The 24416-nt window shown below is 70.0% G+C and carries 16 protein-coding genes; 10 read left to right on the top strand and 6 right to left on the bottom strand.

Features of this window, described 5'->3' with window-relative positions; translation table 11 throughout:
* The first annotated feature begins 65 nt into the window (after window positions 1–65).
* Together JYJ93_RS38120 and JYJ93_RS38115 are read left to right on the top strand one after the other, a co-directional pair.
* Window positions 66–1526 carry an ATP-binding protein gene (locus JYJ93_RS38120; RefSeq protein WP_206799647.1) on the top strand — a complete coding sequence of 487 codons (1461 nt, stop codon included), beginning with the start codon at window positions 66–68 and terminating at the stop codon, window positions 1524–1526.
* An 83-nt stretch (window positions 1527–1609) separates the two neighbouring features.
* Entirely contained in the window at window positions 1610–2218 is a 609-nt protein-coding gene (locus JYJ93_RS38115; RefSeq protein ID WP_206799646.1) for a DUF2378 family protein, read from the top strand.
* Here the strand turns inward: JYJ93_RS38115 and JYJ93_RS38110 are convergent.
* The 3 genes from JYJ93_RS38110 to JYJ93_RS38100 form a co-directional block, all read right to left on the bottom strand.
* The gene (locus JYJ93_RS38110) at window positions 2209–3144 is read right to left on the bottom strand and encodes a pirin family protein (protein ID WP_206799645.1); all 936 of its coding nucleotides are present in this window, start codon (window positions 3142–3144) and stop codon (window positions 2209–2211) included. The two genes, JYJ93_RS38115 and JYJ93_RS38110, sit on opposite strands and share 10 nt — an antisense overlap.
* A 140-nt stretch (window positions 3145–3284) precedes the next feature.
* The gene (locus JYJ93_RS38105) at window positions 3285–3839 is read right to left on the bottom strand and encodes a GNAT family N-acetyltransferase (protein ID WP_206799644.1); all 555 of its coding nucleotides are present in this window, start codon (window positions 3837–3839) and stop codon (window positions 3285–3287) included.
* Between the two features lie 30 nt (window positions 3840–3869).
* Window positions 3870–4229 (bottom strand): DUF1778 domain-containing protein, encoded by a 360-nt coding sequence (locus JYJ93_RS38100; RefSeq protein WP_206799643.1) that lies wholly within the window; start codon window positions 4227–4229, stop codon window positions 3870–3872.
* A gap of 356 nt (window positions 4230–4585) precedes the next feature.
* On the opposite strand from JYJ93_RS38100, the gene JYJ93_RS38095 reads away from it, so the two are divergent.
* Window positions 4586–8932 carry a DEAD/DEAH box helicase gene (locus JYJ93_RS38095; protein ID WP_206799642.1) on the top strand — a complete coding sequence of 1449 codons (4347 nt, stop codon included), beginning with the start codon at window positions 4586–4588 and terminating at the stop codon, window positions 8930–8932.
* A 48-nt stretch (window positions 8933–8980) separates the two neighbouring features.
* On the opposite strand, the gene JYJ93_RS38090 is transcribed toward JYJ93_RS38095, so the two are convergent.
* Window positions 8981–9454, bottom strand: coding sequence for a hypothetical protein (locus JYJ93_RS38090; protein ID WP_242544079.1), 474 nt, complete (start codon window positions 9452–9454; stop codon window positions 8981–8983).
* Window positions 9455–9722: 268 nt separating this feature from the next.
* Between JYJ93_RS38090 and JYJ93_RS38085 the strand changes: the two genes are divergently transcribed.
* The 7 genes from JYJ93_RS38085 to JYJ93_RS38055 all read left to right on the top strand — a co-directional run bounded on the left by JYJ93_RS38085 (window position 9723) and on the right by JYJ93_RS38055 (window position 18135).
* A complete protein-coding gene (locus tag JYJ93_RS38085) occupies window positions 9723–10238 on the top strand; it encodes a hypothetical protein (RefSeq protein WP_206799640.1) in 516 nt (171 codons plus the stop codon).
* Between the two features lie 12 nt (window positions 10239–10250).
* Window positions 10251–10637, top strand: coding sequence for a hypothetical protein (locus tag JYJ93_RS38080; RefSeq protein ID WP_206799639.1), 387 nt, complete (start codon window positions 10251–10253; stop codon window positions 10635–10637).
* Between the two features lie 5 nt (window positions 10638–10642).
* The gene (locus tag JYJ93_RS38075) at window positions 10643–11311 is read left to right on the top strand and encodes a hypothetical protein (protein ID WP_206799638.1); all 669 of its coding nucleotides are present in this window, start codon (window positions 10643–10645) and stop codon (window positions 11309–11311) included.
* 22 nt (window positions 11312–11333) lie between these two features.
* Complete coding sequence (locus JYJ93_RS38070) at window positions 11334–11756, top strand: hypothetical protein (protein ID WP_206799637.1); 423 nt, start codon at window positions 11334–11336, stop codon at window positions 11754–11756.
* Between the two features lie 162 nt (window positions 11757–11918).
* Entirely contained in the window at window positions 11919–13313 is a 1395-nt protein-coding gene (locus JYJ93_RS38065; protein WP_206799636.1) for an ammonium transporter, read from the top strand.
* 254 nt (window positions 13314–13567) lie between these two features.
* Entirely contained in the window at window positions 13568–15742 is a 2175-nt protein-coding gene (locus tag JYJ93_RS38060; RefSeq protein WP_269012990.1) for a hypothetical protein, read from the top strand.
* Between the two features lie 206 nt (window positions 15743–15948).
* On the top strand, window positions 15949–18135 hold the full coding sequence (locus JYJ93_RS38055; RefSeq protein ID WP_206799634.1) for a hypothetical protein: 2187 nt from the start codon (window positions 15949–15951) through the stop codon (window positions 18133–18135).
* Window positions 18136–18188: 53 nt separating this feature from the next.
* On the opposite strand, the gene JYJ93_RS38050 is transcribed toward JYJ93_RS38055, so the two are convergent.
* Window positions 18189–19649, bottom strand: a complete 1461-nt coding sequence (locus JYJ93_RS38050; protein WP_206799633.1) for a glutamate synthase subunit beta — start codon at window positions 19647–19649, stop codon at window positions 18189–18191.
* A 3-nt stretch (window positions 19650–19652) separates the two neighbouring features.
* Window positions 19653–24224: a glutamate synthase large subunit gene (gltB, locus tag JYJ93_RS38045; protein ID WP_206799632.1), complete on the bottom strand. Its 4572-nt coding sequence runs from the start codon at window positions 24222–24224 to the stop codon at window positions 19653–19655.
* Window positions 24225–24416 lie beyond the last annotated feature (192 nt).

Raw genomic sequence — 24416 nt, 5'->3', positions numbered from 1 at the left:
CGTGCAACACTTGGCGCGCCCGGTGTCAGCCATTACGAAGAAGGGCCACGGTTCCATCCGCCTGCATGCCTTCCGCGCCCATCATCCTCAACGTCAACGACGACCTGGCCAGCCGCTACGTCACGTCGCGAGTGCTGTCCCTGTCGGGCTTCCAGGTGCTGGAGGCGGGCACCGGCGGCGAAACGCTGGCGCTCGCGGACGAGCAAACGGACCTGGTCATCCTGGACGTCCGCCTGCCGGACATGAGCGGCCTGGAGGTGTGCCGGCGCCTGAAGTCCTCTCCGCGCACGCGCAACGCGCTGGTGCTGCACCTGTCCGCGCAGGCGGTGGGGCCGGCGGACCGGGCGCAGGGCCTGGAGCACGGCGCGGATGCGTACCTGGTGGCGCCGGTGGATCCGGAGGAGTTGGTGGCCCAGGTGCATGCGCTCCTGCGCCTGCGCCGCGCCGAGCGCGAGGTGCGCGTCCTCTCCGACCAGGTGCAGCAGCAGCGCCGCCTGCTGGAGCTGGCCATGTCCGCGGCGGCGGACCCCATCGCGCTCTATGACGGCGACGGGACGCTCATCTACGCGAACCAGGCGGTGGCCGCGTCACGCGGCTCGCACCACGTGCACGTGCCGGGCAGGAACATGGACGCGCTGCGGGTGCTGGACCCGCAGCTGGAGTCCTATGCGAAGGCGCTGGACGCGGCGAGGCGCACGGGCCAGGTGCAGCGCGGCCGCGTCACCCTGTCCTCGGACCAGGGCCCGCGGCACTTCGAGTACACGATGTCCCCGGCCACCGGGCCCACGGGCGCGGTGGAGGCCGTCATCGCCACCGGGCAGGACGTCACGGAGCTGCGCAACGCGGAGGACTTCCGCGAGCAGTTCATCGGCATCCTGGGCCACGACCTGCGCAACCCGCTCAACGCGCTGTCCATGTCCGCGCAGCAGCTCCAGCGCCAGGGTGAGCTGTCCGACCGCCAGCGCGTCTTCACCGGGCGCATCCTCACCAGCGCCGAGCGCATGGAGCGGATGATCCGCCAGCTGCTGGACTTCGCCAGGGCGCGGCTGGGCGCGGGGCTGCCGGTGGTGCGCTCGCGGTGCGACCTGTTCGACGTGGTGCGCGGCGCGGTGGAGGAAGCGCGCGCCAGCCACCTCCAGCGCGAGGTGATGCTGGACGTGCAGGGGGACGGGCGCGGCGCGTGGGACGCGGACCGGCTGGAGCAGGTGGTGGGCAACCTGCTGTCCAACGCGCTCAAGTTCAGCCCGCCGGATTCGCCCGTGCGCGTGAGCGCGGAGGGGCTGAATGGGGAGGCCGTGCTACGGGTGCACAACCTGGGCGCGCCCATTCCACCGGAGCAACTGCCGCACCTCTTCGCCGCGTGGCGCCGCGCCGGCCGCAGCGACCGGGAGCGCGGCGCTTCCGGGGGGCTGGGGCTGGGGCTCTACATCACCGGTCAGATCGTCCGCTCGCATGGCGGCACCGTGCAGGTGACCTCCACCGAGGCCCAGGGGACGACCTTCACGGTGCGTCTGCCGCGAGGCTGAAAAACCTACGGGTTTGACGACTCGTGGACGGATGCATTGCGTCCACCCTTCCGGATGCGCAGGGGCGACTCCACCCTGGGGGCATGGTCCCATCCGAAAAGCAAATCTTCGCCCAGAGCGTGGAAGCCCTCTTCGTGCGTGCGTTGGGGCCATACCTGACGCGTGACGGACGCCAGAAGCTGAAGGCCGCGGGCCTCAACCTATCGGAGCCGCTGCGCCCCCACTACTCGCTGGACCAGTGGCGCGTCTTCCTGGACGTGGCCGCGCGGGACGTCTTCCCCGGCCAGCCGCTGGAGACGGCCTACCTGGAGCTGGGCGCCCGCTACCTGAAGGGCTTCCAGCAGACGTCGGTGGGGCGGGCGAGCATGCAGCTCGTCACGCACCTGGGCCCGCGGAAGACACTGGAGCGCGTGCCGTACAACCTGCGCGCGGGCAACAACTTCAATGAAGTCCGGGTGGAGGAGTTGTCCAATCAGGACGCCACCCTGTGGGTGAAGGACGTGCTGGCGGACAACCCCTTCTTCGCCTGCGGCTTCCTGGCGGAGACGCTGCGCGCGTCGGGCGCGGGCTCACCGGAGGTGAAGCCCATCGCCTTCGACGGGACGGCGGCGACGTACCGGCTGACGTGGTCGCAGGCGAAGTCGCAGCGGCCCGCGGGCACGCTGGCGCCGGTGCGCCGGCTCTACGGGTAGCGCACGGGCGCGGGCGGATCATCCGGAGGCAGGGGGATGAACTCCGTCTCCGTGGGGACGGGCGCGAACCGGCCCTCCTTCCAGTCCGCCTTGGCGGCCTCCAGGCGCTCCTTGGAGGACGACACGAAGTTCCAGAAGAGGTAGCGCGGGCCGTCCATGGGCTCGCCGCCCAGGAGCATCATCCGCGCGGAGGACTCCGCGTTGAGGATGATCTCGCTGCCCGGCTTGAACACGAGCAGTTCGCCGGGCTGGAAGCGCGTGCCCTCCACCTCCACGGTGCCTTCCACGAGGTAGAGGCCGCGCTCCTCGTATTCGGTGGAGAGCTTCAGGCGGGAGCCCGCCTCCATCTTCGCGTCCGCGTAGAAGAGGTCGGAGTGGGCGCGCACGGGGGACTTGCCGCCGTGCACCTGGCCCGCGATGACGGTCAGGTGGATGCCCTCGCCGTCGATGACGGGGAGCGTGTCGGCGGGGTGGTGGACGAAGGCGGGGGCGACCTCTTCATGCTTCTTGGGGAGGGCGATCCAGGCCTGGATGCCGAAGAGGCGGCCTCCGGCGGTGCGAGTCTCCGGGCCGGTGCGCTCCGAGTGGGCGATGCCCTGGCCGGCGGTCATCCAGTTCACGGCGCCGGGGCGGATGGGCTGCACGAAGCCCAACGAGTCGCGGTGGAGGATTTCGCCCTGGAAGAGATAGGTGACGGTGGACAGGCCGATGTGCGGATGGGGACGCACGTCCAGGCCGCGGCCGGGGTCGAAGTCCGCGGGGCCCATCTGGTCCAGGAAGATGAAGGGGCCGACCATGCGGCGGCGCGCGGAGGGCAGGGCGCGCCGGACGTGGAAACCATCGCCCAGGTCGCGCACGCGCGGGACGATGAGCGTCTCCAGGGAGGGCGGGGGCTCACGGCCCTGCAGGTCTTCTTCCCAGCTCATGGTGTGGCTCCTTTTCGAGGTGCGCAGTGTGCCTCGGTTCGGGCGGGAGTGCGCGGCTCACTTTCCGTGGAATGAGGGGCGGCCAGTACGGACTTGTCCCTGACCCTTCCGAGCCACTCATCCTCCTCGACTTTTCGCATCTACGTTCCTTCATAGGTCGCTCTCAGGTCCTCCATCTTCACGAAGTAGCGCCGGGGCCATGATGTGGCCTCTGGCTCGGTGCGAATGAGGGCCGTGTAGTCATGTGCCTCGTAGAACGCCGCTGCGTGGGCGTTCTTTGCGTCCACGACGACGATGAGCCCTCCAATGTCCGCGTTGACGCGCAAGGCCCTGCGGTGGGCGTCATCGAGCAGATGCTCCCCGATGCCCATGCTCTTGCACCGCTCGTCGCGCGCAAGGCGCCCGATGAGGATGGCGCGGACCGGATAGTCAGGTAGCCGCCGGATGACGGGCGCAGGCAGGCTGCTGCGCTCCAGTTGGATCCAGGTGAGTGTGTAGAAGCCCAGCACCCAGGGCAGATCAGGCCGTCCGTCGGGACGGTGGAGGACCCAGGTCCGGTTCTCCTCGCGGCGTCCCTGCTGTGTCGCCTGTTGTTGGAAGAAGCGAGTGAGCGCCTCCTCCTCACAGCGAAAACCACTGGCGGCGTCTTCGCTGGTGATGGCGGTGAGCTCGGGAAACATCAGGGGTGCCGTCATGACGGCACCCCTCTTCTTTTCTCCCGAACGTCAGCGGGCCTTCTTGCGCGCAAGCTTCCGAAGCCGGGGCAGTGGCTTCGCGGGCTTCTCCAACGCGTCCACAAGCCGGTCGAAGTCACTATCGGGCAGCACGACGCGGCCCTCCTCCCGGGCGTTCCACTCCAGCCGGGTGAGGGAGGGCGAGCTGTATTCAGCGAGGACCTGATGCTTCTCGTCCACGAAGGCGACGCGGCGGCCCAGGCTTGCCTCGAGCACGGCCTTGGCGAAGAAGCCCAGGGCCTCCTTGATGACCTCGGTGTTGTCGATCTGGAGCTTGCTCCGAAGTTGCTCAAGCTGGGTTCCATAAGGCGCAGGAAGCGTTGCCTGCAGGCGGTAGGAGGAAGTCGTCATGGCGGGCACTCCGTTGCCAACGGCTTGAGGGGAGCAGGGCATCTTCCGCGCGGGCACGGGTGTGTGAATCGGTGCCCACTGGAAACTCAGTAGAAATCTACTGATGTTCCAGCTGCTTTCAATCCGCCACCAGGGCCATGCACGGAATCAGGCGGCACCGTGATGTGGTGCCCTGCGGCGCGGTGATATCTGCCCGCCTGAGTGCCCTGCGTCCTGCTGGGGAGACGAATCCGTTGACGGTTCGGGAGATTACGCGGGCGCTCCGACATCCCCTGACCTGGGGGCCGGAGACGGCACCCCCCGTCCGTTGACGACGCGCTGTACCTGTGTTCAGGCTGGTCGTCTGGGAGCCCGCCATGTCCCCTCAAATCGCCCTCGCCTTCTCGTCGGAGTCCGCGGCCCATCCAGCGCTCGCCGCCTTCCATCCGGTGGTGCGGCGCTGGTTCGCTTCACGCCTGGGCGAACCCACCCGGCCGCAAATCGAGGGCTGGCCGCTCATCCACGGCGGCCATGACGTGCTCATCGCCGCGCCCACGGGCAGCGGCAAGACGCTCACCGCGTTCCTTGCCGCGCTGGACTCGTTGTTCCGGCTGGCGCTCGACGGCACGCTGCCCGACCACACGCGCGTCCTCTACGTGTCGCCCCTGAAGGCCCTGGGCAACGACGTGCAGAAGAACCTCCTCCAGCCGCTGGAGGAGTTGATGACCCTGGCGCGTGAGGAGGGCTACGAACCCCAGCAACTGCGCGTGCAGGTGCGCACCGGCGACACGCCCGCGGGCGAGCGCGCCCAGATGGTGCGCCGCCCGCCGCACATCCTCATCACCACGCCGGAGTCCCTCTACCTCTACCTCACCGCTGAGCGCGCCCGCGCCACCCTGCGCCACGTGCGCACGGTCATCGTGGACGAAATCCACGCGCTCGCTCGCGACAAGCGCGGCAGCCACTTCGCGCTGTCCATGGAGCGCCTCAAGGCCCTCACCGACGTGCGCCCCCAACTGCTGGGCCTGTCCGCCACGCAGAAGCCGCTGGACGCCATCTCCGGCTTCCTCACCGGCGCGTCCCTCACCGAGTGCAAGCGCGTCGAAGTCGGCCACCAGCGCCCGTGGGACCTCAAGGTCGAGATCCCGGACGCGGAGCTGTCCTCCATCGCGAGCCACGAGATGTGGGGGCAGGTCTACGACCGGCTCATCCAACTCTCCAGCGAGCACCGCACCACGCTCATCTTCGTCAACACGCGCAAGATGTCCGAGCGCGTGGCGCACGACCTGGGCGAACGCCTGGGCCAGCAGTGGGTGGCCGCGCACCACGGCAGCATGTCCCGCGAGATGCGCCTGTCCGCCGAGGAGCGCCTCAAGGCGGGCCAGCTGCGCGTGATGGTCGCCACCGCGTCGCTGGAGCTGGGCATCGACGTGGGCAACGTGGACCTGGTCGTGCAGCTGGGCACCACCAAGGCCATCTCCGTGCTGCTCCAGCGCGTGGGCCGCGCGGGCCACCACAAGGCGGGCATCTCCAAGGGCATCCTCTTCGCGATGACGCGCGACGAGTTGGTGGAGTGCGTCGCGCTCCTCAACGCCGTGCGCGAGGGAGACCTGGACGCGGTCCGCATCCCCAAGAAGCCCCTGGACGTGCTGGCGCAGCAGATCGTCGCCGCGTGCGCGTGCGAGGAGTGGGACGAGCGCGCCCTCTTCAGCGTCTTCCAGCGCGCGTACCCGTACCAGGACCTCACCTGGGAGGAGTACCAGCAGGTGCTGGAGATGCTGTCGGAAGGCGTCTCCGAGCGCCGGGGCCGGGGCAGCATCCACCTGCACCGCGACCGGGTGAACCAGCGGCTCAAGGGGCGCCGGGGCGTGCGCATCACCGCGCTCACCAACGGCGGCGCCATCCCGGACACGTTCAACTTCAGCGTCACCGCGCAGCCGGAAGGCAAGGTGGTGGGCACGCTGGACGAGGACTTCGCGGTGGAGTCCTCGCCGGGGGACATCTTCCTGTTGGGCAGCACCGCGTGGCGCATCCAGCGCGTCGTGGGCAGCACGGTGATGGTGGAGGACGCGAGGGGCGCGCCGCCCAACGTGCCCTTCTGGCGCGGCGAGGCTCCGGGCCGCACGGACGAGCTGAGCCTCCAGGTGGGCCGGCTGCGCGAGGAGCTGCTGCGCCACGATGACCCGGCGGGCTTCCTGGAGAAGCTCCTGCGCGTGCCGCCGCCTGCGGTGGACGCGCTCCTGGGCTACCTGCGGCTGGGCAAGAAGATGCTGGGCGACGTGGTGCCCAGCCACACCCAGATCGTCGCCGAGCGCTTCTTCGACGAGGCGGGCGGCATGCAGCTCATCATCCACGCGCCCTTCGGCAGCCGCATCAACCGGGCGTGGGGCATGGCGCTGCGCAAGCGCTTCTGCCGCTCGTTCGACTTCGAGCTGCAGGCGGCGGCCACGGAGGACGGCATCCTCCTGAGCCTGGGGGAACAGCACTCGTTCCCGCTGGCGGACATCTTCGACTTCCTGCACCCGGACAACGTGGAGGAGGTGCTGGTGCAGGCCATCCTCCAGGCGCCCATCTTCGGCACGCGCTTCCGGTGGGTGGCGTCGCGGGCGCTGACGCTGCACCGGATGATGGGAGGCAAGCGCGTGGCGCCGAACCTCCAGCGCGCGCGCAGCGAGGACCTGCTGGCGGCGGTGTTCCCCGCGCAGGTGGGCTGCCAGGACAACCACGGCGGCGGAGACGTGGAGCTGCCGGACCATCCGCTGGTGAAGCAGACGATGGACGACTGTCTGCGCGAGGCGATGGACATCGACGGGCTGCGCGAGGTGCTCCGTCGCATGAAGGACGGGCGCATCCAGCTGGTCGCGCGAGACGTCCCGGAGCCGAGCGTCTTCGCGCACGCGCTCATCAACAGCCAGCCCTACACCTTCCTGGACGACGCGCCGGCCGAGGAGCGCCGCGTGCGCAACGTGGCCCTGCGCCGCGCGATGCCCGCGGAGGACGCGGCGGCGTTCGGGGCGCTGGACGCGAACGCCATCCGGCAGGTGGTGGAGGACGCCGCGCAGCCGATGCGCGACGAGGACGAGCTGCACGACGCGCTGTTGCAGCTGGTGCTGGTGCGGGACTCGGAGGTGCCGCGAGGCCTGGAGACGGGCCTGTTCAAGCAGGGGCGCGTGGCCTGGCTGGAGCGGGAGGGCGGGCGGTTCCTGGTGTCGGCGGAGCGGGGCAACGCGGTGCGCGCGCTGTTCCCGGACGCCGCGACGCAGCCGGTGTTGCCGGTGCTGGAGTACGACCGGCCGGTGGAGCGCGACGCGGCGGTGCTCCAGGTGGTGCGCGGGCGGATGGAGCTGGTGGGGCCCACCACGGTGACGGAGCTGGCGCGGCTGACGCTGTTGGACCCTGACGACATCAACCTGGCGCTGCACAACCTGGAGAGCCAGGGCAGCGTGCTGCGAGGCCAGTTCCGCGCGCGGGAGGACGTGCCGGTCGCGCAAGACGCGGACGGAAGCCCGGTGCTGGAGTGGTGCGACCGGCGCCTGCTCCAGCGCATCCACCGGCTGACGGTGGGGCGGCTGCGCCGTGAGATTGAACCGCTGAGCCCGCAGGACTTCATGCGCTTCCTCTTCCGGTGGCACCACCTGGAGGACGTGGACGCGCTGCGGGGCAGCACGGGATTGCTCAAGGCGGTGCGGCTGCTGCAGGGGTACGAAGCGCCGGCCTCCGCGTGGGAGCGCTTCCTGTTGCCCGCGCGCATGCGGGGCTACACGCCGGACCTGATGGAGCGCGCGTGCTACGCGGGTGAGGTGGCGTGGGGGCGGGTGACGCTGAAGGATCCGCCGAAGCCCGCGGGCCCGCGCCGAGGCGCGCCGGTGTTGGAGGCGCCGGAGCCGGTGGTGGCGAAGCGGTCCTCACCGACGCGCAACGCGCCGCTGACGTTCACGGTGCGCGAGGACCTGGAGTGGATGCTCGCGGCGGCGCGTCCGCACGCGGTGCTGGCGGACGGGGGCGTGTGGACGCCGCCGGACCTGAGCGCGGCGGCGAAGGACGTGGTGGGCGTGCTGGAGCGGCGGGGCGCGTGCTTCTTCCAGGACCTGGTGACGCGAGCGCGTCGGCTGCCGGCGGAGGTGGAGGACGCGCTGTGGGAGCTGGTGGCGAAGGGGCTGGTGACGGCGGACGCGGTGCAGAACCTGCGCATCCTGCAGAGCCCGGCGCACCGCAAGCGCCAGAAGCTGCTCAACCGGGGCGGCCCGGGCCGCTGGAGCCTCCTGGCGCCGTCGGAGCCGAAGTCGCAGGAGGAGGTGACGGAGTCGCTGGCGAAGCTGTTCCTCCAGCGCTACGGCATCGTCTGGCGCGACCTGGTGATGCGCGAGTCACTGGCGCCCACCTGGCGTGAGCTGCTGTTCGTCTACCGGCGCATGGAAGCGCGAGGCGAGCTGCGAGGTGGCCGCTTCGTATCGGGCTTCGTGGGTGAGCAGTTCGCGCTGCCCGAAGCAGTGGACATGGCGCGAGCGGTGCGGCGCGCGGCTCCGTCCGGCGTGCGCATCCAGCTGTCCGGCGTGGATCCGCTGAACCTCACGGGCGTGGTGACCCCGGGCCCGCGCGTGGCGGCGCTGCCGAACAACGTCGTCACCTACGTGGATGGGATTCCGCAGGGCGTGGACGCGGTGGAGGACGCGCCGGAGAACGAGGACGCGGAAGTCGATGGACCGCTCGCGCAGGTGAACTGACCTGCGCCGGGACAGGATGCTCACGCTGAAGGTGCAGGTCGCACGAACTCAGTCCGTCACACGGGCGAGGGCGGCGCCCAGGCCGTGCTCCACGGCGTTCCGGTAGGGCCCCTCGGGAACGTGGAGGAGCGAGTCCACACCCTGCTGATAGTGCGCGCGGGCCGTGACGAAGTCGCCCCGGTCCTCGGCGCACTTGCCCAGGTTGAGGTGCAGCGACGCGAAAAAGGGCCGCACGCGGTCATCATCCACGGCCCGGGCCCTGTCGAGCGCCACCTGGTTCCAGTGCCGGGTGTCCTCCGCCGTGGGCTGATGCCGTGCGAGATAGTGGGCCGCGATGCACGCTTCGTAATCGTCGGTGGCAGCGTCCCAGGCCCGCTGGAACCACGCGCGCGCCTCCTCCGGACGGTGGATGACTTCCGCGTGCATGCCCTGGGCGCACAGCTTCACGACGGGGTTCTCCGGGTCCATGCCCCGCATGATGCACCGGTCCAACAGCCCATTCGCGGAAGAACCACGGGGCATGGTGTTGTTCGTGGCAGGGCGCGAACCACGAGGTGAAGAAGGCGAAGTCGCGGCGAAGCACCTGCGACACCCATGTCCTCCAATCGGGGCCGACCTGTTCTGGATGGAGGCCCCGTCTACGCGATCGACGGACAGGGCCGCATCCTCGACAAGAGGTAGCGGCCGGGACGAGGAATCAATGGAGCGCTCGCGCAGGTGAACCGACCTACGCAGGACAGAGGGCCGGCGCGGCTTGAGGATGGTCGGGCTTTGGGAGTGGAGTGACTCCATGACCCCCAGTGTCCGGCACGGAGCCCCCGGTTCGTATGCCGGGGCCGTCCTCGTCCTCATGGTGATGATGGCCGCCGCTTGTGGACACGCCCAACGTCCCGAGCGGAAGACCTATGTCGTCTCCGAGGATGCGCGAGGAGTCTGGACGGACGAGGGGGCCGGTACAGGCGGCTCTGGGGCGGACGCCTACTGCGGCGAGATGCAGAAGCAGTGCTTCCAGAAGTGCTGGAGGCGAAAGCCGACAGTGGAAGACATGGAGAAGCACTCAGAAAGCCACCATCGGCTCTGCACGAGCCAATGCCTTGAAGCCTTCATGAAGTGCATCAAGGAGCAGGAGGCACTGGAGCAACAGGACGCGAAACGGGAGCTGCGATTCCCTGACATGGCTTCCGCCTTGGACTGGCTCCGGGATCACAAGTCCGAGGTGGCATTGGGAACAGTGGTCATCGTCGCGGGGGTGGCTTTCTCGCTCGTCGTGGTTCCCGCGGGGCTGTTGGTGTTGAGTCCCATCTGAAAGGACATATCCGTGAGCAAGGCGCTGGAAATCGATGTGGAGGATGTGCTCTCCGTCCTTGGGGAGGAGACCCAGCGTCACGAGAAGGGCTCACGAGAATGGGGCGCCTTCCAGGTCGCGGCGATCTGCCTCATCTACGTCCGGCACATGAACAAGCTGGATGACTTCACACGCTACTATCGTGAGATCCTCAGCCCGGATTTCAAGATCAAGGTCGAGCGTGATTTTGAAACGCGGACTGACGCCGAGGCATGGATCAAGGAAGGCACAGCCGAACACGGCATGCACATCCGGATCGCCGGCGCAGGCTTCCTCGTGGTCCAGCTCCCCGGAAGGCTCACCTTGATGAACGCCCCGCTGCCGGAAGAACTGAACGCGATGGAGTCAGAGGAGGACTGAACTGCATGGAGCGATCCTGGATGGTGATCTTCGTGGTGCTGGGATGCTCGGCGCCGCATCCGGACATCCGGGTCCGTCAGCTCGCCAACGGCATGTACGAGGTCGAGGGGCCTCTGGCAGGGCCCTTCAAGACGCGGGAAGAGCTGGCTCAAGTCGCCTGTGCGCGGATGATCCAGATGCCCGGTGCGTCGACCCTGCATGGCCGGCAGGGCAAGGAGTACTGCGCGCTCTGGTACTACTCCCCCCAAGCGGAGGCCTACTTCCTCAGCTACTTCTCGGACCTTGGCGGAGACGGGCCTGGAGGCAGGAAGTACTGCAAGGTGCCGCTGGCTCTTCGCGATGCCAACGTCAGGGAGCCCGTCATTCTTGGGCCCGCGCACCCGCATCCCCATAACTGGGAGTTCTCCCGCGAGGACATGGGCGCGAACCACGAGCCAGACTGGTCGCCGTGGGGCTCGGCCCGCTTCGTGGACAGGTCCGGGCGGATCTGGGAGCACGAGTTGCTCCTCTTCTACGGGCCCCGGAATGGCGGGTGCCTCGCGTACGACAACAACTACTCCTCCCGGGTCGTGTCGGCGCTGCGAGGTGGAAAATGGATCCCCATCGGGAAGGCTTCCGGAACAGCGGGAGACTTCAGCTTCGATCTGTTCGAGGGGCAGTCATGGTTGCCGTAGTCGTTCGCAGCGAGGATTCGCGATGAAGACGTCCATGGGGATTGCCCTGCTCTGCCTGTCACTGTCCGGGTGTTCGCTGCTCGGGTACCACAAGGTGAAGAAGGCTTCGTGGGCGCCACCCGAAGAGGCCGCCACCGTGGTGTTCCCGAACTCGTTCAAGGAGGGCGTCCACCTGGAAGGCCCCATGATGTCCGCACTCGAGGTCGCGATGAACGAGTTCCTCCCCCCTGGCTCGGAACTCCAGACCCAGGAGCCCGACAAGCGCATGGCGCAGTGCCTCTCCAGGCGAAGCACCTACGACACCCATGTGCTCCAATCGGGAGCCGACTTGTTCTTCGTGTGGTTCTCCCCTCAACCCGCGCGCTGCGGCTTGAACGAGCCCATCCTGGATGGAGGCGCCGTCTACGCGATCGACGGACAGGGACGCATCCTGGACAGGAGGTAGCGACCAGGGACTCGGCCTGGTGGTTGCTGCTGAAACGTTGAGCAATGGTCTTCTTTAATGAAGATTTAGGCTTAATTTCATTAGAAATAGCCTCAGACGGATTGAAAATAGCCCATCCTGGACATATAGTGCATTGCGTCAGCTCTCTGGAGAGGTGCGGCGATGCAGAAGTGGATGGCGATGGTCCTGTTGGTGGCGGTGGGGGTGGCGGGGCTGCTGGTGACCCCGGCGGCGCAGGTGAAGCAGGGCGGTCCCATCAACCCGGCGGACACCGCATGGCTGCTCACCGCCACGGCGCTGGTGCTGCTGATGACGCCCGGCCTGTCGTTCTTCTACGGCGGCATGGTGCGGCTGAAGAACGTGGTCTCCACGCTCATGCAGAGCTTCATCGCCATGGCCGTCATCAGCGTGCTGTGGGTCGTCGTGGGCTTCAGCCTTTGCTTCGGCGACAGCTTCCACGGCCTCATCGGTGACCCGCGCACCTTCTTCATGTTCAGCGGCGTGGGCGGTGAGACGCACCCGGACCTGGCGCCCACCGTGCCGCTGCTCCTCTTCGCGCTCTTCCAGCTCAAGTTCGCCATCATCACCCCGGCGCTCATCACCGGCGCGTTCGCGGAGCGCGTGCGCTTCAAGGCGTACCTGCTCTTCATGGTGCTCTTCAGCCTCTTCATCTACGCGCCGCTCGCCCACTGGACGTGGCACCCGGAGGGCTTCCTGCGCCAGTGGGGCGTGCTCGATTTCGCCGGTGGCACCGTGGTGCACATGTCCGCGGGCCTCGCCGCGCTCGCGGGCGCCATCGTCCTGGGCCGCCGCCAGGTGCACCTGACGCACGCGACGCATGCTCCCGCCAATGTTCCCTTCGTGATGCTCGGCACGGGCATGCTGTGGTTCGGCTGGTTCGGCTTCAACGCCGGCTCCGCGCTGTCCGCGTCGTCGCTGGCCACGCTCGCCTTCGCCACCACCAACACCGCCTCCGCCGCCGCGATGCTCGGGTGGATCGCCTTCGACTGGCTGCGCGGCCGCAAGCCCAGCGCCATGGGCGCCTGCGTGGGCGCGGTGGTGGGCCTGGTCGCCGTCACCCCCGCCGCCGGCTTCATCACCGTGGGGCAGAGCATCCTGGTGGGCCTGGTCGCCAGCTTCGTCAGCAACGCCGCCGTCCACTTCAAGAGCCGCACCGCGCTGGATGACACGCTCGACGTGTTCCCCTGCCACGGCCTGGGCGGCATCGTGGGCATGGTGCTCACCGGCGTGCTCGCCAAGGACGTGGGCCTGCTCTACGGCACGACGCGCACCTTCCTCATGCACCTGTTGGCGCTGGTCGTCGTCTCCGTCTTCTCCTTCGTGGGTTCGTACCTCCTGTACAAGATCGTCGACCGCATCGTCCCGCTGCGCGTCACCCGCGAGCAGGAGGAGGAGGGGCTCGACCTGAGCCAGCACGGTGAGACCGTGGGCGAGGTCCCCACCGCGGCGCTCGCCGTCCCCACGCCGCCCGCGCCCGTTGCGAGCGCGCCGGGTGTCCCGGAGCACGCCGCTCCGTCGGAGCCCGTGCCCGCGTAGCCTGGACGTGCGGACCCCACGAGGCTGGGAGCCTGTCGGGAAGGGAATGGGCGAAGCCCGCGCTGATCATTCGCGCGGGCAGCGCCCTGTCCGGGGCCTGACTGCGACCTGCCATGCGGTAGGCGTCCGGTCATGCACGGGGGCGCTCGGCGTTGAGATAGAGCCCGTCATCGAATGACGGGGCTGTCGCTTCGCGGGGGGAGCGCATGTCGCGGATGTGCAAGGAATCAAGAATCGCTGTCCTGGGAATCATCGTGCTCGCGGGTTGGGGGTGCTCGAAGGAGCCCGCATCCGCGGAGCCCCCGCCGGTGCGGCAGGCCCCGGCGGTTGCGCAGGCCCCGGCGGTTGCGCGGGCCGGTCCGGGCGGCACCACGAGCCTGGGGGAGCTGCCCTTCGTGGAGGGCAGCTCCGTCGCGAAGATCTTCGCCCAGAAGCTGGGCAGGCCCACGTCCCTGAGCGAGACGACCGCGGTGCAGGTGAAGCTGCCGCCGCCCGCCAATCGAGGGCTCGCGGGCAGCCTGGTGCGCGTGCTCGGTGAGCCGTCCGCGCCCACCGTCCTCTTCCACTCCGACACCCTGGTCCGGCTGGGGGTGATTCCGGAGAGCCCGGGCCCGGACTTCTTCACCCTCTTCGCGCGGCTCCCGGACTCGGAGGTGGAGCGCCGGGCGGAGCGCGAGCGGCGGCTGGCCTCGGGCGAGTTCGGGACGCCTGGCCGGGAGACCGTCCTGTTCAACGGCCGCCACCCGGCTGCCCGTTACGAGGGGCTCCCCATGGACGCCAACGCCTTCGCGCGGGGCGCGCTCGTGCCCCAGACGAGCTGCCCCCAGATGCCAGCCTCCACCGAGGCATGGTGGGAGCGGACGCAGTTGATCCGCGACCCGGCCGTGGTGCTCGACCCGGCGCGCACGTGGGACCCGTGCACGGGCGCGGGGACGAAGGGCGGGGTGTGGACGTTCGCGCACCTCATGCGGGAGATGGCCAAGGGCTCCGGCGCGAACCCGGAGGCCTTCGTGCTGAACTGGCTGTCGCTGTGGCTCAATGACTTCCAGGCCAACGGCGACACGGTGCCCGCGCGCCGCAAGATGTACGACGAGGTGATCGCCCCCTGGGCCGCCGCCAGCGGCACGGCCTCGTCCCTCGAGTTCAATGCCTCCACGAACCGCTGGGAGGTCGTGCTGCGCCAGCCGCTGGACCTGGACATCGCGCCCTTCCGGCTGCTGGCCATCGTCAACCGCATCGACCTGGCGGGCAGCTCGCAATACGGAGGCCGGTCCTCCAACCCGGGGGAGCTGCGGTTCATCTTCGGACTGACGCGCCCCTCGCCCTGGGGAGGCGGAACGGAGGCGACGTGCAACCTCAAGCCCTTCACCACCATCTTCGAATACGGCGTGCCGGGCGAGGGGTGCCGGGCCGTCACCGGCTGGGCGCGGCAGTGGGTGGGGTTGGGGATGTCCCCCGCCTTCGACACGGCCTACCGGTCGAGACTGCAGCAGATGACGGAGAGCGTCGTCCGGCATGGGCGGGCGTCAGGGAAGGGCAACCGGAACGCGCTCAATCAGATCCGCACCAACGAGGTCGCCCTGGCGTTTCCGTGGGAGCTGCGGGAGTTCCACCTGGCGGACGAGCAGCCCGGCACCGGCAAGGACACCCCCTCCAACGGGCCGTTGCGCGTCCACACGCTGGCGCTGACCCCGGATGACGCGACCCACGACTTCCGCACGGACCCCGACGTGGACTTCTTCGTGCGCACCCAGGTCAAGAACGGTGTCGAGCAGCCGGTCGTCGTCCCCACCCACTGCGCCGCCCGCTTCATGGTGCCTCCCTCCGTCAACGGGAGGCCCTTCCTGGGGGCCAACGCGCTGGTGGTGCCGCCCACCCACTGGGAGGCCGTCAACGCGGTCTCCACCAACGCCGCGGAGGTCTGCGCGCGGAAGGAGTTCTCCAGCAACACCTGCAATGGCTGTCACTTCAAGGACACGGGCACCAATGACTTCACGGGCGTGGACAACCTCGCCTTCACGCACGTCAGTCCCACGTCGGGCATCCCGGCCCGGGAGTCCAAGTTCATGACGGGTGGGGGCAACGGCTTCATGTACGTCGTGCCGGATGCCCAGTTCGGAGCGCCGGTGACGTCATGGCCGTTCGCGGACCTGCTGCGCCGCCACCAGCGGCTCCAGGAGCTGGCCCATTGCTCCACCTGCGGATGGTTCATCGACCTGGACGCGGGCTACCTGAAGCGGATGGAGGCGCTCGCCGGGAGCGTGCCCCTGGACGTGCCCCCCGGTGTACCCGGCCCGACGTTCACGGTGGGCCCCATCCGCGACGTCGGCGTGGTGCAGCAACTCCTGGAGCTGCGACCCGGCCTCAGGATGCGGTCGCGGGAGCTGCCGCTCGACTTCCTCGAGCCGCCCGCGGCCCGCGTCCACTGAGGGTCGACGTGGTGCGTCGGGCCTCCAGGCGTGTGGACCCCGTGAGGCCGTGCGCCTGTCGGGAAGGAAATGGGCGGAGCCCGCGCTGTTCACTCGCGCGGGCAGCCCTGTCAGGGGCGTGACGTCCGTCCATGCACTTCACTCCAGCGGCGTTGGGTCAATGCCAGCCATTCCAGGCGAAGGCTGGCTTTGCCGGGGGAGGATGTATGTTGTGGAAGTGCGAGGAATTGAGAGTCGCCGTGGTGGGTGCCGTGCTGGCGGTCAGCGGCTGCGCGGAGGAGTCCGCGCAGAAGCTTTCGACGCAGGGCGCCGCGGCGGAGTCGCGGGGGAGCAGCACGAGCCTGGGGGAGCTGCCCCTCGTGCCGGGCCTGTCCGTCGCCAGCACCTTCGCCCAGAAGCTGGCGCGGCCCACGCCCCTGGGGGAGACGGCGGCCGTGTACTTGAAGCTGCCGCCCCCGACCAACCGGCTGCTCTCGGACAGCCTGGTGCGCGTGGTGGGGGACCCCGCGCGGCCCACGGTCCTGTTCCACGCCGACACCCTGGCGCGGCTGGGCGCGATCCCCTCGAGCCCCGGTCCGGACTTCTTCACGCTCTTCGCGCAGCTGCCGGACTCGGAGGTGGAGCGGCGCCAGGAGAACGAGCGCCGCCTGGCCTCGGGGGAGCTGGGGGTGACCACCCGGGAGAGCATCCTGTTCAACGGCCGCCACCCGGTCGCCCGCTACGAGGGGCTCCCCATGGATGCGGCGGCCTTCGGGTGGGGCGAGCGGGTGCCGGTCACCATCTGCCCCCTGCTGCCGCTCTCCACCCAGCCCCAGTGGGAGCGGACGCTGATGATCCGCGACCCGGCCGTGGTGCTCGACCCGGCGCGCACGTGGGACCCGTGCACGGGCGCGGGGACGAAGGGCGGCGTGTGGACCTTCGCGCACCTCATGCGGGAGATGGCCCAGGGCTCCGGCGCGAGCCCGGAGGCCTTCGTGCTGAACTGGCTGTCGCTGTGGCTCAATGACTTCCAATCCAACGGCGACACGGTGCCCGCGCGCCGCAAGATGTATGACGAGGTGATTGCCCCCTGGGCCGCCGCCAGCGGCGCGACCTCGTCCTTCGAACTCAACGCCAGCACGGGCCGCTGGGAGGTGTCGCTGAGCAAGCCGCTGGACCTGGGCATCGCGCCCTTCCGGCTGCTGTCCATCGTCAACCGCATCGACCTGGCCCGCAGTTGGGACTACGCCGACCGGCAGACCGACCCGGGGGAGCTGCGCTTCATCTTCGGGCTCACGCGCCCCTCTCCCTGGGGCGGCGGAACGGAGGCGACGTGCAACCTCAAGCCCTTCACCGTCATCTTCGAATACGGCGTGCCCGGCGAGGGCTGCGCGCAGGTGGTCGACTGGGCCCGGCAGTGGGCGCTCCTGGGGACGTACCCGTCCTTCAACGCGGCCTACAAGGCTCGGCTCACGCAGATGACCCAGAGCGTCGTCCTGCGGGGAAAGGGTCCGGGGAAGGGCAACGGGAATGCGCTCAACCAGATCCGCACCAACGAGGCCGCCCTGGCGTCTCCGTGGGAGCTGCGGGAGTTCCGGCTGGTGGACGAGCACCCCGTCACCGGCAAGGACAAACCCTCCAACGGGTTCCTGCGCGTCCACACGATGGCGCTGACTCCGGATGACGCGACCCATGACTCCGAGACGGATCCGGACATCGACTCCTTCGTGCGCACCCAGGTCAAGAAGGGTGTCGAGCAGCCGGTGACCCTCCCCAACCGGTGCACGGCGCAATTCACGGTGCCTCGCAACCTCAATGGCAGACCCTTCCTGGGGGCCAACGCGTTGGTGGCGTCGCCCACCCACTGGGAAGGCTTCAGCGTGGTGCCCACGGATGCGGCGGAGGTCTGCGCTCGCAAGGAGTTCTCCGTGAACACCTGCAATGGCTGTCACTTCAAGGACACGGGCACCAACGACTTCTCGGGCGTGGACAACGTGGCCTTCACGCACGTCAGTCCCACGTCGGGCATCCCGGCGCGGCTGTCCAAATTCCTGACGGGTGGGGGGGCAGGCTCCATGTATGTCGTGCCGGACGCCCAGTTCGGGGCCGGCGTGGCGTCGTGGCCGTTCGCGGACCTGCTGCGCCGGCATCAGCGGCTCCAGGAACTGGCCAACTGCACCACGTGCGGATGGGTCAGGGGCCTGGACGTGGGCTACCTGGCTCGGATGGAGGCGCTCGCCGGGAGCGTGCCCCTGGACGTGCCGCCCGGTTCGCCCGAGCCGACGCTCTCGGTGGGACCCATCCGTGACGTCGGAGTGGTGAAGCAACTGCTGGAGCTGCGCCAGGACTTCAAGACGCAGCCGCTGGAGGTGCCGCTCAACTTCCTGCGCCCGCCGGAGGCCTTCGTCCACTGAGGCCGGCCAGGGCTCCTCCTGCCATCAGGAGGGGCCCCGGGCCGTTTCGCTTCTCAGAACGCGCAGTCCTGGCCGCGCGTGGGCAGCACGGAGGCGGTGCCGGACAGCCAGGTGTCCAGCGCGCGCGCCGCCTCACGGCCGTCCGCGAGCGCCCAGACGATGAGGCTCGCGCCCCGGCTGGCGTCGCCCGCGCAGTACACGCCCGGCGCGGAGGTGGCGAACTTCGCGTCCACCCGCACCGTGCCGCGCGGCGACAGCGCCACGCCCAGCTCCTCCGCCAGGCGGTCCGTGTCCGGGCCGGTGAAGCCCATGGCGAGCACGAGCAGGTCCACGTCGAACACCTGCTCGGAGCCTGGCACCTCCACCAGCTTCATCGCGCCGCCCGGCTCGCGCTGCACCTCCACGCGCACCGCGTGCAGGCGCTTGAGCTGGCCGTCCTCACCCTCCAGCCGCTTCGTCATCAGCGCGAAGGCGCGCTCGCCGCCCTCCTCCTGGCTGGACGACGTGCGGAACACCAGCGGCCAGCGCGGCCACGGGTTCTCCTTCGCGCGCACCTGCGGCGGCGCGGGGAAGAGCTCCACCTGCGTCACGCTCGCCGCGCCCTGGCGCAGCGCCGTGCCCAGGCAGTCCGAGCCCGTGTCGCCGCCGCCCAGGATGATGACCCGCTTGCCCTTCGCCTCCAGGCGCGCGTCCGGAGCCGCGCCCGCCGTCACCACGCGGTTCTGGTGCTCCAGGTAGTCCATGGCCTGCAGCACGCCGGACAGCTCGCGGCCCGGCACGTCCAGCTCGCGGGCCTTGCGCGCGCCCAGGGCCAGCACCACGCCGTCGTACTGCTCGCGCAGCGCCTTCCAGCCCGGCGTGACGGCCACGTCCTCGCCGGTGCGGAAGACGATGCCCTCCGCCTCCATCAGCGCGAGCCGGCGGTCCAGCACCGCCTTCTCCAGCTTGAAGTCCGGGATGCCGTAGCGCAGCAGGCCCCCGGCGCGGCTGTCCTTCTCGTACACCGTCACGCTGTGCCCCGCGGAGTTGAGCTGCGCGGCCGCCGCCAGGCCCGCGGGGCCGGAGCCCACCACGGCCACGCGCTTGCCCGTGCGCCTCGCCGGAGGCCTCGCCTTCACCCAGCCCTCCGCGAAGGCGCGCTCCGAAATCTCCTTCTCCATCTGCTCGATGGTGACCGCGTCCTGGTCGATGGCCAGCACGCACGCGGCCTCGCACGGCGCGGGGCACAGCCGGCCGGTGAACTCCGGGAAGGTGTTGGTGCGGCTGAGCACCTGGTACGCCTCCTTCCACTGGCCCCGGTACACCGCGTCGTTGAAGTCCGGGATGAGGTTCCCCAGGGGGCACCCCTGGTGGCAGAAGGGGATGCCGCAGTCCATGCAGCGCCCCGCCTGCCGCTTCGCCTCGTCCGGCGCCAGCGGCAGGTGCAGCTCGCGCCAGTCCTCCAGCCGCTCCACCTTGTCCCGCTTGGGGGCGTTGACGCGCTGCCACTCCATGAAACCCGTGGGCTTGCCCATGGCTCAGGCCCCCCCGCCAACGACGTGGAGCTGCTGCACGCCCGCGGCCGGTGGCGGCCTGCGCGCCGCCCTGCGCGCCTGGAGCACGCGCTTGTAGTCGGACGGCATCACCTTCATGAACTGCGGCACCATCAGCTCCCAGTTGTCCAAGACCCGCCGCGCGAGCGCGCTGCCGGTGTGGTGCAGGTGGCGCTCAATCATCCCGTGCACGAGCCAGATCTCGGACTCGTCCACCAGCGACTCCAGCTCCACCATCTCCAGGTTGCAGCGCTCGCGGAAGGAGCGCTCGCGGTCCAGCACGTACGCGGTGCCGCCGCTCATGCCGGCCGCGAAGTTGCGGCCCGTCTGCCCCAGCACCACCACCACGCCGCCCGTCATGTACTCGCAGCCGTGGTCGCCCACGCCCTCCACCACCGCCTGCGCGCCGCTGTTGCGCACCGCGAAGCGCTCCCCGGCCAGGCCCCGCAGGTACACCTCGCCGGCCGTGGCGCCGTAGAGCACCGTGTTGCCGACGAGCACGTTCTCCTCGGGCGTGAAGCGGCTGCCCTCCGGCGGGTAGACGATGATGCGTCCGCCGGACAGCCCCTTGCCCAGGTAGTCGTTGGTGTCGCCCTCCAGCTCCAGCGTCACGCCGGACGCGAGGAACGCGCCGAAGCTCTGGCCCGCGGAGCCCTTCAGCTTCACCCGCAGCTTGCCGTCCGGCAGCCCCTGCGCGCCGTGGCGGCGGGCAATCTCGCCGGACAGCATGGCGCCCACCGCGCGGTGCGTGTTCGCCACCGGCAGCGACAGCAAGAGCGGCGGCCCGCCCGCGAGCACGGACTGCGCCTTCGTCAGCAGCTCGTGGTCCAGGTGGTCCGCCACGTCCTTGCGGTGCGGCGTCTGGCAGTGGCGCGGCTCGGTGGCCGGCGCGGACGGCGCGGTGAGCAGCGCGGACAGGTCCACCTTGCGCGCCTTCCAGTGGTCCACCGCCGCGCGCTGGCGCAACAGGTCCACCCGGCCCACCAGCTCCTCCAGCTTGCGCGCGCCCAATTTCGCCATGTGCCGGCGCAGGTCCTCCGCCAACAGCAGGAAGAAGCTGACCACGTTCTCCGGCGTGCCCTCGTAGCGCTCGCGCAGGGCCGGGTCCTGCGTGGCGATGCCCGCCGAGCAGGTGTTGAGGTGGCACTTGCGCAGCATGATGCAGCCCACGGACACGAGGCTCGCGGTGGCCAGGCCGAACTCCTCCGCGCCCAGCAGCGCCGCCACCAGCACGTCGCGCGCGGTGCGCAGCCCGCCGTCCACCTGCACGCGGATGCGCGAGCGCAGGCCGTTGTGCACCAGCACCTGCTGCGTCTCCGCCAGCCCCAGCTCCCACGGCAGGCCCGCGTGCTGGAGGCTGGAGAGGGGAGAGGCGCCCGTGCCGCCCTCGTAGCCCGCCACCACCACGCAGCCCGCGCCCGCCTTGGCCACGCCCGCGGCGATGGTGCCCACGCCCACCTCGCTCACCAGCTTCACGCTCACGCGCGCCTTCGCGTTCACGGACTGGAGGTCGTAGATGAGCTGCGCCAGGTCCTCGATGGAGTAGATGTCGTGGTGCGGCGGCGGCGAAATCAGCGTCACGCCCGGCGTGCTCCAGCGCACGCGCGCGATCCGCTCATCCACCTTGTGGCCCGGGAGCTGGCCGCCCTCGCCGGGCTTGGCGCCCTGGGCCATCTTGATTTGAAGCTCGTCCGCGTTGACCAGGTACTCGGCGGTGACGCCGAAGCGGGCGCTCGCCACCTGCTTGATGGCGCTGCGGCGCGAGTCGCCGTTGGGGTCCTGGGTGTAGCGGCGGGACTCCTCGCCGCCCTCGCCGCTGTTGGATTTGCCGCCCAGCCGGTTCATCGCGATGGCCAGCGTCTCGTGCGCCTCCGCGCTGATGGAGCCAAAGGACATGGCGCCGGTGACGAACCGCCGCGCCAGCTCCAGCGCGGGCTCCACCTCCTCCAGCGGCACCGGCGTGCAGCCGTCCGTCACCACGTCCAAGAGGCCGCGCAGGTTGCTGTGCTCGCGCGTCTCGTCGTCCGCCAGCTTCGAGTACTCCTGGAACTGCACCGCGTCGTTCGCGCGCACCGCCGCCTGGAGCTTCGCCACGGTGGCGGGGTTCCACTTGTGCCGCTCGCCCTGCCGGCGCCAGCGGAACTGCCCGCCCACCGGCAGCAGGTTCTCCTCGCCGTCCGCGCCAGCGCCGAAGCCGCGCGCGTGCCGCTCCGCCACCTCGCGGCCCAGCTCCGGCAGGCCCACGCCCTCCACGCGCGACGACGTGCCGGTGAAGTGCTTCTCGATGAGGCTTCGCTGCAGGCCCACCGCCTCGAAGAGCTGCGAGCCGCGGTAGGACTGGAGCGTGGAGATGCCCATCTTGGACATCACCTTGAGCAGGCCCTCCTCCAGGCCGTGGAGGTACTGCGCCTGCGCCTTGTCCGCGTCCGCCTTGAGCTCTCCGGCATCCGCCAGCGCGCGCAAGCTGTCCAGCGCCAGGTACGGGTTCACCGCGGACACGCCGTAGGCGAACAGGCACGCGAAGTGGTGCACCTCGCGCGCCTCCGCCGTCTCCAGCACGATGCCCGTGTACATGCGCGTGCCGTCGCGCACCAGGCGCTGGTGCACCGCGGACACGGCCAGCAGCGCGGGGATGGCCGCGTGCGCCGCGTCCACGCCCCGGTCGCTCAGGACCAGGATGCTCGCGCCCGCGTCGACGGCGTCCACCGCCGCCGTGCACAGCCGCTCCACCGCGACCTCCAGCGCCGTGGCCGCGCCGCCCGCGTGCGGGTACAGCAGGCTCAAGGGGCGCGGCTCGAAGAGGCCCGTGTCGCCGCGCAGGTCCGCCAGGCGCGCCAGCTGCCCGTTGGTGAGGATGGGGCCGGGCAGGGACAGCCGGTGGCACTGCTCCGGCGTCTCCTCGAAGGTGTTGCCCTCCGGGCCCAGCGCGGTGGCCAGCGTCATCACCAGCGCCTCGCGCAGCGGGTCGATGGGCGGGTTGGTCACCTGCGCGAAGAGCTGGTGGAAGTAGTTGAAGAGGGTGGGGGCCTGGTCGCTCAGCACGGCGAGCGGCGTGTCCGTGCCCATGGAGCCCGTGGGCTCCTTGCCCGTCTCCGCCATGGGGACGAGCGTGGTGCGCACGTCCTCGTCCGTGTAGCCGAATGCGCGCTGAAGCCGCCACAGCGTCTCGCCCTTCAGTCGCTCGGGGGCGGGGACCGCGGGCAGGTCCTCGAAGGTGAAGACGTTGCGCTGCAACCAGCGGCGGTAGGGCCAGCGCGAGGTGATGTCATGCTTCACCTCCTCGTCCTCCAGGATGCGCCCCTCCGTGGTGTCCACCAGCAGCATGCGGCCCGGCGTCAGGCGGCCCTTGCGGCGCACCTGTGACGGAGGCACGTCGATGACGCCCGTCTCCGACGCCAGGATGATGCGGTCGTCCTCCGTCACCAGGTAGCGCGCGGGGCGCAGGCCGTTGCGGTCCAGCGTCGCGCCAATGAGCTGTCCGTCCGTGAACGCGATGGCGGCGGGGCCGTCCCACGGCTCCAGCAGGGACGCGGAGTACTCGTAGAAGGCGCGGCGCTCGTCGCCCATCTCCTTGTGGCCCTCCCACGCCTCCGGGATCATCATCATCATCGCGTGGGGCAGGGTGCGGCCGCCCAGGTAGAGCAGCTCCACCATGTTGTCGAACTGCGCGGAGTCGCTCTTGCCCGGGACGATGATGGGCCACAGCGGCTCCAGGCTCCCGCCCAGCTTCGCCGTCTGGAGCAGCCCGCGCCGCGCCGTCATCCAGTTGCGGTTGCCACGCAGGGTGTTGATTTCACCGTTGTGCGCGATGAAGCGGAACGGCTGCGCCAGCTCCCACGTGGGGAAGGTGTTGGTGGAGAAGCGCGAGTGCACCAGCGCCAGCGCGCTGACGAACTCCGGGTGCCGCAGGTCCGCGTAGAAGCGCGGCAACTGCCGGGGCAGCAGGAGCCCCTTGTAGATGAGCGTCTCCGACGAACAGCTGGCCACGTGGAAGCGCCCCAGGGGATCCACGCCGCGCGCCAGCACGCGGTTCTCCACCAGCTTGCGGATGCGGTAGAGCTTGCGCTCGAAGGCGCTGGGCACCACGCGCCTGCGCGCGATGAAGAGCTGCCGGATGACCGGCGCGGCCTCCCGCGCGAGCGGCCCCAACTCCTCCGGCGCCACCGGCACGTCGCGCCAGCCGAGCAGCCGCTGCCCCTCCTCCTCCACCACGTCCTCGAACAGCGCCTCGCACGCGCGGCGCGCCTCCGGCTCCTGGGGCAGGAACACCTGCGCCACGCCGTACTGGCGGCGCGGCGGCAGCTCGAACCCCAGCCGCGGCGCTTCGTGGTTGAAAAAGCGGTGCGGCAACTGCACCAGGATGCCGGCGCCGTCGCCCGTCTCCGGGTCCCGTCCCGCCGCGGCGCGGTGGCTCAACCGGTTGAGCAGCTCCAGCGCGTCCTCCACGATGCCCCGCGAACGCTGCCCCCGGATGTGGGCCACGAACCCCACGCCGCAGGCGTCGTGCTCGGTCTCCGGCTCATACAGCCCGTAGCGCGGAGGGAGGGTGAACGGCATCGTCGGGACCCCTTTCCCGCATGACGCGGGAAGCCAAGCTGTGGAGCAATCAGGCTAACGCGGCGTGTCGCGGCCCGTAAAGACAGGGTGACTCAGGGGGTCGAGTCACCGCGTGGAGTGGTGCCGGGGAAACAGGCACTCCGTGAAACCTCACGCTGCGTGCGTCCTGCGCTGCGCGCAGGGATGAGCGGC

This window comes from Corallococcus sp. NCSPR001 (genome assembly GCF_017309135.1).
Lineage (GTDB): Bacteria > Myxococcota > Myxococcia > Myxococcales > Myxococcaceae > Corallococcus.
Note: the sequence above shows the minus strand (reverse complement) of the source record. Positions and strands in the feature narration are given on the sequence as shown.

Coding starts and splice junctions, on each gene's coding strand:
- JYJ93_RS38120 (WP_206799647.1), top strand. CDS start 66: ATGCCTTCCGCGCCCATCATCCTCAACGTCAACGACGACCTGGCCAGC.
- JYJ93_RS38115 (WP_206799646.1), top strand. CDS start 1,610: ATGGTCCCATCCGAAAAGCAAATCTTCGCCCAGAGCGTGGAAGCCCTC.
- JYJ93_RS38110 (WP_206799645.1), bottom strand. CDS start 3,144: ATGAGCTGGGAAGAAGACCTGCAGGGCCGTGAGCCCCCGCCCTCCCTG.
- JYJ93_RS38105 (WP_206799644.1), bottom strand. CDS start 3,839: ATGACGGCACCCCTGATGTTTCCCGAGCTCACCGCCATCACCAGCGAA.
- JYJ93_RS38100 (WP_206799643.1), bottom strand. CDS start 4,229: ATGACGACTTCCTCCTACCGCCTGCAGGCAACGCTTCCTGCGCCTTAT.
- JYJ93_RS38095 (WP_206799642.1), top strand. CDS start 4,586: ATGTCCCCTCAAATCGCCCTCGCCTTCTCGTCGGAGTCCGCGGCCCAT.
- JYJ93_RS38090 (WP_242544079.1), bottom strand. CDS start 9,454: ATGCCCCGTGGTTCTTCCGCGAATGGGCTGTTGGACCGGTGCATCATG.
- JYJ93_RS38085 (WP_206799640.1), top strand. CDS start 9,723: ATGACCCCCAGTGTCCGGCACGGAGCCCCCGGTTCGTATGCCGGGGCC.
- JYJ93_RS38075 (WP_206799638.1), top strand. CDS start 10,643: ATGGAGCGATCCTGGATGGTGATCTTCGTGGTGCTGGGATGCTCGGCG.
- JYJ93_RS38070 (WP_206799637.1), top strand. CDS start 11,334: ATGAAGACGTCCATGGGGATTGCCCTGCTCTGCCTGTCACTGTCCGGG.
- JYJ93_RS38065 (WP_206799636.1), top strand. CDS start 11,919: ATGCAGAAGTGGATGGCGATGGTCCTGTTGGTGGCGGTGGGGGTGGCG.
- JYJ93_RS38055 (WP_206799634.1), top strand. CDS start 15,949: ATGTTGTGGAAGTGCGAGGAATTGAGAGTCGCCGTGGTGGGTGCCGTG.
- JYJ93_RS38050 (WP_206799633.1), bottom strand. CDS start 19,649: ATGGGCAAGCCCACGGGTTTCATGGAGTGGCAGCGCGTCAACGCCCCC.
- gltB (WP_206799632.1), bottom strand. CDS start 24,224: ATGCCGTTCACCCTCCCTCCGCGCTACGGGCTGTATGAGCCGGAGACC.